This window comes from Allobosea sp. 05T422_2, assembly GCF_056396265.1.
Genome location: NZ_JBFTLD010000264.1, coordinates 1 through 9336 on the forward strand (window position 1 = coordinate 1; position 9336 = coordinate 9336).

The 9336-nt window shown below is 66.6% G+C and carries 14 protein-coding genes and 1 pseudogene; all 15 read right to left on the bottom strand.

All coding sequences use genetic code 11. The features are described 5' to 3' along the window. Positions 1-660: pseudogene (locus AC1DJT_RS30080) on the bottom strand (host specificity factor TipJ family phage tail protein); the annotation flags it as partial. After that, positions 657-1070: a hypothetical protein gene (locus AC1DJT_RS30085; RefSeq protein WP_476770211.1), complete on the bottom strand. Its 414-nt coding sequence runs from the start codon at positions 1068-1070 to the stop codon at positions 657-659. The gene AC1DJT_RS30085 and the pseudogene AC1DJT_RS30080, both read right to left, overlap by 4 nt. Positions 1071-1150: 80 nt before the next feature. Next, positions 1151-1663 (bottom strand): DUF1833 family protein, encoded by a 513-nt coding sequence (locus AC1DJT_RS30090; protein WP_476770210.1) that lies wholly within the window; start codon positions 1661-1663, stop codon positions 1151-1153. A 7-nt stretch (positions 1664-1670) separates the two neighbouring features. Next, entirely contained in the window at positions 1671-2045 is a 375-nt protein-coding gene (locus AC1DJT_RS30095; protein ID WP_476770209.1) for a hypothetical protein, read from the bottom strand. Positions 2046-2048: 3 nt separating this feature from the next. After that, a complete protein-coding gene (locus AC1DJT_RS30100; RefSeq protein WP_476835485.1) occupies positions 2049-4262 on the bottom strand; it encodes a tape measure protein in 2214 nt (737 codons plus the stop codon). After that, complete coding sequence (locus tag AC1DJT_RS30105) at positions 4252-4383, bottom strand: hypothetical protein (protein WP_476770207.1); 132 nt, start codon at positions 4381-4383, stop codon at positions 4252-4254. Before AC1DJT_RS30105 ends, AC1DJT_RS30100 begins: the two co-directional genes overlap by 11 nt. Continuing rightward, complete coding sequence (locus AC1DJT_RS30110; RefSeq protein ID WP_476770206.1) at positions 4380-4856, bottom strand: gene transfer agent family protein; 477 nt, start codon at positions 4854-4856, stop codon at positions 4380-4382. The genes AC1DJT_RS30105 and AC1DJT_RS30110 overlap by 4 nt, the downstream gene beginning before the upstream one ends. Beyond that, the gene (locus AC1DJT_RS30115) at positions 4838-5284 is read right to left on the bottom strand and encodes a phage tail tube protein (protein WP_476770205.1); all 447 of its coding nucleotides are present in this window, start codon (positions 5282-5284) and stop codon (positions 4838-4840) included. Before AC1DJT_RS30115 ends, AC1DJT_RS30110 begins: the two co-directional genes overlap by 19 nt. 63 nt (positions 5285-5347) lie before the next feature. Beyond that, positions 5348-5752, bottom strand: coding sequence for a DUF3168 domain-containing protein (locus tag AC1DJT_RS30120; protein ID WP_476835486.1), 405 nt, complete (start codon positions 5750-5752; stop codon positions 5348-5350). Next, complete coding sequence (locus AC1DJT_RS30125) at positions 5749-6210, bottom strand: HK97-gp10 family putative phage morphogenesis protein (protein ID WP_476770203.1); 462 nt, start codon at positions 6208-6210, stop codon at positions 5749-5751. Before AC1DJT_RS30125 ends, AC1DJT_RS30120 begins: the two co-directional genes overlap by 4 nt. A 162-nt stretch (positions 6211-6372) precedes the next feature. After that, positions 6373-6588, bottom strand: coding sequence for a hypothetical protein (locus tag AC1DJT_RS30130; protein WP_476770202.1), 216 nt, complete (start codon positions 6586-6588; stop codon positions 6373-6375). Beyond that, a complete protein-coding gene (locus AC1DJT_RS30135; RefSeq protein ID WP_476770201.1) occupies positions 6585-6935 on the bottom strand; it encodes a head-tail adaptor protein in 351 nt (116 codons plus the stop codon). The genes AC1DJT_RS30130 and AC1DJT_RS30135 overlap by 4 nt, the downstream gene beginning before the upstream one ends. Further along, on the bottom strand, positions 6935-7534 hold the full coding sequence (locus AC1DJT_RS30140; protein WP_476770200.1) for a head-tail connector protein: 600 nt from the start codon (positions 7532-7534) through the stop codon (positions 6935-6937). The genes AC1DJT_RS30135 and AC1DJT_RS30140 overlap by 1 nt, the downstream gene beginning before the upstream one ends. 3 nt (positions 7535-7537) lie before the next feature. Further along, complete coding sequence (locus AC1DJT_RS30145; protein ID WP_476770199.1) at positions 7538-8029, bottom strand: hypothetical protein; 492 nt, start codon at positions 8027-8029, stop codon at positions 7538-7540. Between the two features lie 74 nt (positions 8030-8103). Continuing rightward, a partial coding sequence (locus AC1DJT_RS30150) for a phage major capsid protein (RefSeq protein ID WP_476835487.1) occupies positions 8104-9336 on the bottom strand: 1233 nt, incomplete at its 5' end.

The following is a 9336-nucleotide window of genomic DNA, read 5'->3' on the forward strand; positions in this document are numbered from 1 at the left end:
GCCAAGCGTCAGCCGCTTGTAGAGCACCTGGTCGTCACCGTCGTTGACGGTGTAATCCGGCTGCGAGAGATCGGGCGTGGTCCAGGTGCGGCCATAGATGACTGGGATGCGATCACCGGAACGCGGCTGGTTGCCTCCGCCGGAGACGCCGTAGACCGGCCGATTGTCCTCGGATTTGTTCGCCTTGGCCTGCGTGGCGCGCGAGAGCAAGTAACCGCCGCCCGCAAGCAGCGCAGCAGAGCCGGCAGCCCAGATCGCGCCGGCAACGCCTGTGCCACCGACCAGCGGCGCCAGCGCACCGATGGCCCAGAACTGGCCGACAGCCGCGAGCGCAATCGCCCCGACGAGCAGGCCGATGCTCGCGCCCTTGCCGGCCCGGCTGCCGCCGCCGGTGCCCGCCTGGCCGCCGCCCTGCGGCAGATAGGTGACGATGATCGTGTCGTGCGGGCCGAGCCAGGTATGGCACCAATGCTTGCGCAGCCGGACCGACATGTCGGTGACGGCGAGCAGGTGCTTCTTGCGATGCACGGAGACGATATGCGGGCGTGAGCGATCACCATGACGGCGCATGACGGTCGAAAGCCGGCGGCGACCGCGCGGCAGGGCGACCGGGGCGCCGGCAGGCTTCCCGTCGCAACGCTGGAAAAGGATCTGGGTCATTTCGGCAGGTAAAAGCTCAGATCGGCCCAGTTGCGGGCCTGCAGTTCGATTAGGGCCTCGAAGACGACGCCGTGCGGTGCATCGGTGTGCAGCACGCCGCCGCCGTCGAGATCGAGCCAGACGCCGGCATGGCAGGCGGCGCGTGAAGGGCCATTGCCCTTGCGGGTCATGAAGACGATCGCGCCATGCTCGGGCGCGTCGATCTCGCGATAACCGGGATAGCTATGGCGCAGCTCCATCATGTCGACGAGCTCGCGCATCCGCTCGGGCGCGACCAGGACGGGCGGCAGATGCCGTCCGAAGACGACGGCCTGGCACTGGCGCACAAGCTCCCAGCAATGCAGGCCGGTCGACTCGTAATCGCGGCCGATTGTTGCTGCGAGAAACTGCAGCGTGGCGGTGTCGGTCATTGTCATGAGGTCAGTTGCGCCCGGGCATGGAAAAGCCGCCCGAAGGCGGCCGAGGGACGGTTTGGTGGTCCGCGGGGGCGCTACTGCCCGTAGAGCGCGGGATAGAGCGGCAGGCTGTAGGTCTGCCGCGGGAAGGCCTGCAGCTCGATGTCCTCGTAATAGAGGTCACCGTTTGCCGAGACCGCGTTCAGGTTGACGTCGCTCATCTTGAGCCCGTCATAGACCTCGGGATTGTTCGGGTCGTTGGTCGAGTAGCAGCGATAGGTCACGGTCAGCTTCGCGCCCGAGACGATCGCGGCCCGCAGCGGCTCCTGTAGCTGGCGCGAGACGTTATCGACGCGGATTTTCGCCTTCGTCGTGCCGCCATCGCCCTGGCCGGGCCCGGTCCAGTTGAAGGCAACCACCGTGAACACCGCTGCCGGATTGCCCGCCACGGGCAGCGTCATCGTCTCGAAGACCCCAGGCACCCGATCGCCACACACGAAGCGCAACGGCTGCGGAAAGGTCGGGTGATCCAGTTCAAGCGTATGGAGCAGATCGCCCCGAACATCCGCGACGGCATAGGCCTCGGTCATCGCTACGGACAGCACCATGGCTCGCTCACAGATTGTAGACGATGAGGGTCAGCGAAACCCGGACGCGCCAGGCCACCGACAGGTCGGTTGAATACACGCCACCCTTGATCTGGCAGATCCGGGCGACGAATCCGCCCGGCCGCCAGACGGGCATGGTGAAGGGCAAGGTGCCCTGCCGCAGGTTCACCCGGACGAACTGCTCGAAAGCCTCCCATTGCGCCGGGCTGAGGGCCTCGCTGCGCCAGGGCATCTCTGTCGCACGCGGTCCGGGGCGGGGCCGCATGATCGGCGGGCCGCCTTCGGTTTCGCTCGAGAGCGGCGCAACAAAGCCCTGCCCGAGCTCCATGCCGTTGACGACCGGGCGCACCGGAACCTGCGATGGCCAAACAGCGACTGCCATGGCTCAGYCCTTCAGCTGGCGATTGGTTTGACGGGCACTGAGCGCCGGCGCCAAGGCTCCATGGCCGCGCACGACGTTGCCGGCGATGTTCTTCTCGATGGCGCTGATCATCACCGTCAGATCGCCGTTCGTATCCTGCTGCGGCACCGCCCGGACCTGGCCGGCCGCCGTGTTGTTGACGACGACTTTCATGCCGCCGCCGCCGGCGCGAATGCCGCTTGGAATGGTGGGAATATGCGGCGCCGCCATCCCGACCGCGCCGCCATTGGCGTAACCGCGACGAAGAGCCTCGAGGTTGCGAAGCCCCAGCCGTTTCACGGTCTGCTGGTCGAAGACATACTCGCCCTTATGGACGACACCGGCCGGCTCGTATTTGCCACCGGGGCCGGTATAGCCGCCGGCGTCAAAGCCCTTGAATCCTGACATCAACATGCCGAACAGGCCGCCAGCGGCGCCGTCAGCGCCCTTGGTGCCGAACACGCCGGCGAGCGGGCCCGAACCCATCAACGCCGCCTGCAGGGCAGCCTTGGCCAGAGACTTGGCGAGGTTCTTGACGACATCCTCGGCCTTCTCGCCGTTGATGATCAGATCCTCGAGCGCATCGGTCGCTGCGTCGCCGAGATAGCGTTGCGCCTCGCGCGAACCCTCCAGCGCCTTGGTGACCTCCTCGACCTTGACCTTTGCATTGGCATAGCCGGTCGAGGCTTCGTCGATCGCCTTCTTGAGCTCGGCCGTGACCGGGATGTTGGCTTTCTTCGCCGCCGTCTCCAGATCGAGCGCCGCCTTGGCCTTGGAGCGCTCGAAGGTCGATTTGCCGACGCTTTCTGCTTCTAGGTTCAGGGCTGCCGTGCGCTTCTGGATGGCGGCGAGCTCGCGCTCATAGGCGTCGAGGCTTTTCCTGGACGAGCCGCCGCCCTTGGCATCCTTCTCGCCGGGAACCTTGAAGTCCGCGAGTGAGATCGGCTTGATGTTCGGGCCGCCCATGCCGGCAGGACGTGACGGCGGCTGCGGGGCACCAGGCGAACCGATGCCGACGGGGATGTTGCCGAAATCACCGGCATCGCGACCGGCCTGGATGAAGCGTTCGCGCTCCGCCGCATCGCGAGCGGCCTTGGCCGAGGGGTTCTGCGCGCCCTGATCGAGCCTGCGCAGCTGCTCCTCGATGCCGGCGCGCTCCGGGCCGATGGCCCCGCGCAGCTTCGCCTCGAGGATCGTGCGTTGCGTCCGGACGGTGTCGGCCTGCGCCGATGTGAGCGCATTGGAGATGGCCGTGCCGGATTGCGCGGCCAGGTCGGAAATCGACTTTAGCAGGGCGCCGATCTTGAGCGTCGCTGCCGTCGCGGCTTCACCTATCCCGGCGACGCTGCCGGCGACATGATCCAGCCCCTGCGCGAGGGCGGGCGTGACCCCGATCGCATCGTTGAACTTGCCGACCGCGAGCGTGAACTCGTTTTTCAGGCGCTGCATCGCCTGTTCGGTCGTCAACGTGGCGCCGGCGAGTTTCTCCTCGAGGAGGGGTGCGCCCGCCTGAATGGCCCGGAAGAAGGCTTCCGAGGAAACCTTGCCGTCCTTGACCAGTCCGGTCAGCTTCGAAACATCGCCGCCGGCTTCCTTCATGCCGGCCGCTGCCGCCTGAAGCAGCGGATACATGCCGTCGAGGAGCGAATTGTACTCCTCGGCCTGGACCTTGCCGCCGGAGAGCGACTGGCCGAGCTGCAGCAGCGCGCCGGAAGCTTCCGTCGCCGAGGTGCCGGAGACCCGCAGGGACTGCGCAACGATATCGGTCAGCCCCAGCAGATCGCCGGATGTCGCCTTCAGCGTTGTCTGCGCCTGGCTGACACGGCCATAGAGCTGCGCCAGCGCCTCGAGCGGGACGGCGTTGCGCTGGGCCGAGGCGAAGAGTTGATCGAGCACGCCGGGCAAAGCGCCGCTGGAGACGCCCGCCACCTTCAGCGAGTTGACGATCCGGGTGTATTCGTCCGCCGTCTTGCGAAACTCGTTCAGGCTGAGTCCCGCACCGAGCGCGCCCAAGGCCTGCTTGGCCCGGCTGCCGATCGCGCCAAAGGCGTTCTCGATCGACTTGCCGCGCGCCGAGATCTCGCGCTCGGCATCGCCCAGCGCCTTGGCGACGACAGAGCGCGAGCGCCCCATCTCGCGCTCGAATTTCTTGACGCTCGCCTCGAGGGCGACCGTCAGCCGTTCGATTTCAGTTGCCATGATCCACGCTTGCCAGAGCCCAGAGACTGTTTTCCTCGGCCTGGTTCAGGCCTTCCTTGGACGGGTCGCTATTCGCCCTGACCCAGCCGTCGACCAGATCGCCGAACTGCCAGAGCGTCATCCCGCGGAGATCGGCGGCGCCGATGCCGATGGCGCCGGCGGTTCCGTAATAGGTGCCGAAGGCAAGGCGTCCGTCGGGGAGTTCGGGCGCCTCGTTCTGGGCCTTCGGCCGCTGCCTTTTCCCGGCTGCTCTTCCGGCGCGCCGGCGAGCGCCGCCATGACGACGAGCTTGGCGAGCGCCGCGTTCGCCAGCCAATCGGGCCGCTGCTCGACATAGCGGCGCACCAGGTTGAGCGCGTCAGGGGGCTTCATGGCGCCGCCGATCAGGCCGAGCCGCAGGGTCTGCGTCACGTCCTGCACGTGCCACTCGCCGGCGATCAGCCGGCCGAGCAGCACGAAGGGACCGACCCCCGTCTTCTCCTGCAGCTCCTCGAGCTCGCCCATGGCGAGGCGGAAGCGATGGGTGCCGTCGCCGAAGTCGAGATCGACGGCCCCGTTGCGGTTCTCGCCAGCCATCAGGGCGCGATCGTCCACGGCACGGCGCCGTCGCTCTGCAGCGAGATCTGGACGGTGACACGCCCCTCTTCAGGAGCAGATGGCGAGAAGGTCCCAATGTGGAACTTGCCCTGCCAGTGCCCAACCTTGGCGTTGTTGCGCCAGAGCTCGACCCGCACATTCTTCGAGTCGTCGGAATCGAAAAATGCCTGCCAGATCGGCAGGGCCGAGGCATCGAGCACGCCGCTGCCCTCGATCGAGGCGCTCTTCGAGGTGACGTCGCGCTCGGTCCAGGGCGCCGCGTCTTCATCGGTGCAGTCGGGAACGTTGGTTTCGCCGAGCGCCTTGCTCAGCGAGAACGAGCGCTCCAGCAGGCCGCACGGCGCTGCGAAGTCCTCGGTCGGCGTAGTGCCATCGCCGAGCAGAACGCGAAGGCCGGAGCGGCGGAAGGTCTGAGCCTGTGCCATGGCAATTCCTCATGAAAATGCCGCCAGAAGGCGGCGGGGGCATCGGTTGCGGAAAGGGCCGGCCTAGTCTTCGTCGACCAGGGCGCGGAAGCGGACCACGGCCCGGCGCGTGACGCCGTCGGGCTCCTGGAAATAGAGCGTGCCGCTATAGGAGATCTCGAYGTCGCCGAGCCCGGCTATCGCTGGCCGGGCTCGGCGCAGGACACGGGCCACCGCGCCGGCCATCGCCGCGATCTCGTCGCGCGCCGGCGCGATGCTGACGCACTGGATCTCGAAATCGACGTCGGCGGCATCGAGGCATTCCGTCCCGGCCTCGGTCTGGGACCAGCCCGAAGGAAACAGATAGGGCGGCTGCGTCCCCTGGGGGATGCGATCGAGGATGCCGCCGGGCACCAGGTCGCGCAGCGGCTGATCGGCATCGAGCAGGGCGACGATCGCCATCTGCAGGGGCAGGGTTGCCTCGATCATTTGCCGACAACCTCGCGCACCGCCTTTGTCGTGGCGCGGCTGATCCGCGACTTCATGCGTCGCCTCGTCGCCCGATAGGCCGGGAAGAAGAACGCTTCCGGTGCCGTGCCCGGGTGCTGGCTGCCTTCGAACTGGCCGCCGTTGAGATGCGGCGCCGTGCCGAACTCGACGAGATGGGCATAGCGCACGGCGCTGTTGCCGGCCGAGATGATGACCGTGAGATCCGGATCGCCGCCCTCCGCGCCGCTCGACAGCGAGGCATGAGCGACCTTGCCGCCGCCCCATGTCTGCGCGATCGAATCCCGCAGCTTGCCGGTCTTTTTCGGGGCAAGCCGCCGCATCTCATCGGTCATTTCGTCGGCGCCTTGCGCGAGGGCCTGTTTGATCGCGGAGCGCACCGCTGCCGGCATTGCGGCCATTTTCCGCAGCAGGCTTTCCCGCTTGCTGAACTTCGCCATGGCTGTCGTCTTTCAGGCGAACGGCCCGGCCGGCGGCAACAGCCGCAGCGGCGCAAGGCGTGGTGACGAGGAGGGTAAAGCCGGCCTTGTAGGCCCGCAGGTAGCGCCCGGCGTATGCGGGCGGATACCAGTCGAAATCGGCGGTGAAGGTGACGCGGGGCATTAGAGAGCCCAGGCGCGACGACCGGCGGGGACACGCACCCGGGGCTTCCAGCCGGCCGACATGAATGCGTGCCCCATGGTGATGACCGAGAAGCGTATCGCATCCCGATCGAACTGGTCTCCAGAATGCGCCGCGGCGGCGAGAGCAATCTTGACGTTTGTAATGAGCAGTCGCTTCGCCTCGCGGCGGGCGAGCATTGCATTCTCGCGGCTCATGTCGGCGAACCCTCCTCGAGGAGAAACTCGATTTCCCGATTATCCGGGGTCGGCGCGATCGAGAGGATCTGGCAGACCCTGCCTGCAAAGGCGCCGGCGACGAAGACGATGCGATCGGCAGCCGTCACAGCGGCGGTCACGGGCCAGCGCAGGGCGGTGAGCGTTCCAACCGAGGTGCTTTCCGGTTGGCCAGCCGCGACCTTCTCGCCGCCGAATTTCGGGCGAAACCCGGCCCAGCACTCGACATGCATCGACCAGCCCTGTTCGACATTGCCGGAGGTCGATTTCGGCCCCGTGGCGCGCCGCTCGAAGCGGACGCGGTGAGTGCGCTGGCCAGCCGACTGCATCAGATGAAAACCCGGCGATAGGGCGAGATCAGCCGATCGACGGTCGGTGTCATTGGCACGGCATTGGCCGTGGCAAGCGCCGCCGTTTCGGGAAAGCGATACATGTCGCCGATCAGCAGCAGCATCGCCGCGCGCAGCGGGCCGGGAACATCCTGGCCGTCGGCGCCATAGCCAACCTTGAACGTGACCGAGACTGCATCCGGCGCGCAATCCAGCGTGGGCAGCGCGAGGGATGCCGGCAGCAGCACGTAAGGGTCGCTGCCTTCGGCGAGCAGGCGATAGGCCGCCGGCGGAACGATCTGCTTCGCGCCCGACGCATCGCGATAGGCGAGCTCGTCGATCTCCGTGACCGGGGCCAGCGGCAGGCGGAGCGACCGCGATGCGGGCCAGAAGGGAAAGTCCTGCCGCCAGGTCTGCGTGACCAGCGCCCGGCCGAGAATGCCGGCATAGCCGTCGAGATGCGCCGTCGCGGCGGCGATAGCGATCTCGATGCGGCTATCGTCGATGTCATGATCGACACGGCAATGCGCCTTCGCCTCGGCAAGCGAGATGGGAGGCAGAACCGGCGGCGTCAGCAGAACTGGCGGCAGGATGCGCATCGGTCAGGCCTTGGCCTTGCCGCCGGCCTTGTTCGCGTCGGCTGCGCCCTCGGCCTTGTTGGCCGGCGCAGTTTCTGCCTTGTTGGCAGCATCCCGCTCAGCCTTCGCCGCGGCGATCTCGGCCGCAATCTCGGCAAGTTCGATGTCGGCCTGCGAACGCGTTTCCCTGACCTTGACCGCAAGAGCCTGAATCTCGGCCTCGGCCGCAGTCCTGACCTCAGCCGTCTTTTGCGTGATGACGCCGATATCGGTTGCAGCGGCCTCGCGCGCTGCGGCAAGCTTCTTCGCGATGTCAGAGAGCTCTTCGGCGGCGCGATCCTTTGCGGCTGCGATCGGGTCTTTCGGCGGGCCAGCTGGCTTCCTACCAGTCAGCACCAGCACCTTCAGATCGACCAGGTGCTTGGCCTCGACCTCGTCGAGCTCGCGGTCGTCACCGACGCCATAGGGCTTTTCGCCATGGTGCTCGCGGAGCACCTCGTAAACTTTCAGGGCCATGGTGGTTCTCCGCCTGGACGGGAGGAGGGCCGGCGGAATTGCCGGCCCTGATGATGCAGCCTGAGTGGGGCCGATCAGGTCACGCGGCCGAAATCGCCGTAGATGAAGGCTTCGGGACGATAGACCGCGAGCGCCAGGCGCTCCTCGCCGAGGATCGTGACGAGGTTCTTGGTGAAGTCGTCGTTCTCGTAACCGGCCTCGACGCGACTATCCCAGCGGTCAAAGAGCTGAGCGCCGAGACGGAAGGCACCGGTCAGGAACTTGTCGACCGAGATCGCCTGCGTCTGGACAACGGGCAGGTTCCAGAGCGTCGGCGAGAGCGTGCCTTGCGGGTTGCCGATCAGATAGCGGCCTTCGCCATCCTTCATCGTCTCGATCCAAGCCCAATCGATCGGGTTCATGATGTGGCCGGTCGCCGGATACTCGGCCAGGATGGCCTGCAGCATGGCAAGGCGGATCAGGTCGATCGAAGTCGGCGACGTCAGCGTGATCGGCGCCGCGAACGCCGTGGCCTGAGGGATGATCCCGAGCAGGTTCTGGCCGGTACCGTCACCGTTGAGGAGCTGCTGCTCTTCCTTGAACTCCAGCCCGTAGAGCAGACGCTGATCGATGATCGAGCGCAGCTGCGGGATGTCAGACAGGACCTGCTTGGAGGCCTTCATCCAGTGCGCGATGACCTTGGCCGAGGTGCTCACCGGCGCCAGCTTGATATCGGAAGACGGCTTTGCCGCGCCTTCCGCAACCATGCCGGCATTGTTCGTGAAGCCGGTTTCCTTGATGTACTCCAGCGTCGAGCCATCCATCCGGCCGGGCGAGATCAGATCGCGGACTGTCATGCGGCGCTGCGGCAGCGGCATGATGCCGGGCAGGCGGGTGCGTTCGATCGCGGCACCGACGGCGCCAGCGGTGTCCGTGGTCGCCGACGTCAGTGTCGCCTTGATCCGGACGTCACCGGCGCGTGCGGATTTCGAGAAGCCGGCCTCTTGAAAGGCCTTGAAGCCGTCGGAGTCGACGAGCTGCTCGCCGATCGATTTCACCTCGTCGTCGCCGCCGCCCTTGTCGCGCTTGGCAAGCTTCTGCTGCAGCTCCGCGAGCTGCTCGTTCAGGCCATTGAACTTGAGCAGCGCCTCGTCTGCGGTTTCCTTGGTCCTGCTGGCGAGCTTGCCGCTTTCCTTGGCCTCCGAGACCGCGCTCTCCGCGACTTCCTTGACCTTGTCGAGGGCCTTATCGACCATCTTCTTGACTTCGGCCGCGAGCTCATCGACGGACTTTCCTTCGAGGCCGCCGCCATCGGGCTTTTCGAAGGC

Excerpts from the sequence above, each read along its gene's own strand:
- AC1DJT_RS30105 (WP_476770207.1), bottom strand. The coding sequence starts at position 4,383 with ATGACGCTCTGGCAGTTCGGCGATCTGGTCGACGGCTGGGTCAGGGCG.
- AC1DJT_RS30095 (WP_476770209.1), bottom strand. The coding sequence starts at position 2,045 with ATGGCAGTCGCTGTTTGGCCATCGCAGGTTCCGGTGCGCCCGGTCGTC.
- AC1DJT_RS30140 (WP_476770200.1), bottom strand. The coding sequence starts at position 7,534 with ATGCGCATCCTGCCGCCAGTTCTGCTGACGCCGCCGGTTCTGCCTCCC.
- AC1DJT_RS30145 (WP_476770199.1), bottom strand. The coding sequence starts at position 8,029 with ATGGCCCTGAAAGTTTACGAGGTGCTCCGCGAGCACCATGGCGAAAAG.
- AC1DJT_RS30125 (WP_476770203.1), bottom strand. The coding sequence starts at position 6,210 with ATGGCGAAGTTCAGCAAGCGGGAAAGCCTGCTGCGGAAAATGGCCGCA.
- AC1DJT_RS30085 (WP_476770211.1), bottom strand. The coding sequence starts at position 1,070 with ATGACCGACACCGCCACGCTGCAGTTTCTCGCAGCAACAATCGGCCGC.
- AC1DJT_RS30130 (WP_476770202.1), bottom strand. The coding sequence starts at position 6,588 with ATGAGCCGCGAGAATGCAATGCTCGCCCGCCGCGAGGCGAAGCGACTG.
- AC1DJT_RS30135 (WP_476770201.1), bottom strand. The coding sequence starts at position 6,935 with ATGCAGTCGGCTGGCCAGCGCACTCACCGCGTCCGCTTCGAGCGGCGC.
- AC1DJT_RS30115 (WP_476770205.1), bottom strand. The coding sequence starts at position 5,284 with ATGGCACAGGCTCAGACCTTCCGCCGCTCCGGCCTTCGCGTTCTGCTC.
- AC1DJT_RS30090 (WP_476770210.1), bottom strand. The coding sequence starts at position 1,663 with ATGGTGCTGTCCGTAGCGATGACCGAGGCCTATGCCGTCGCGGATGTT.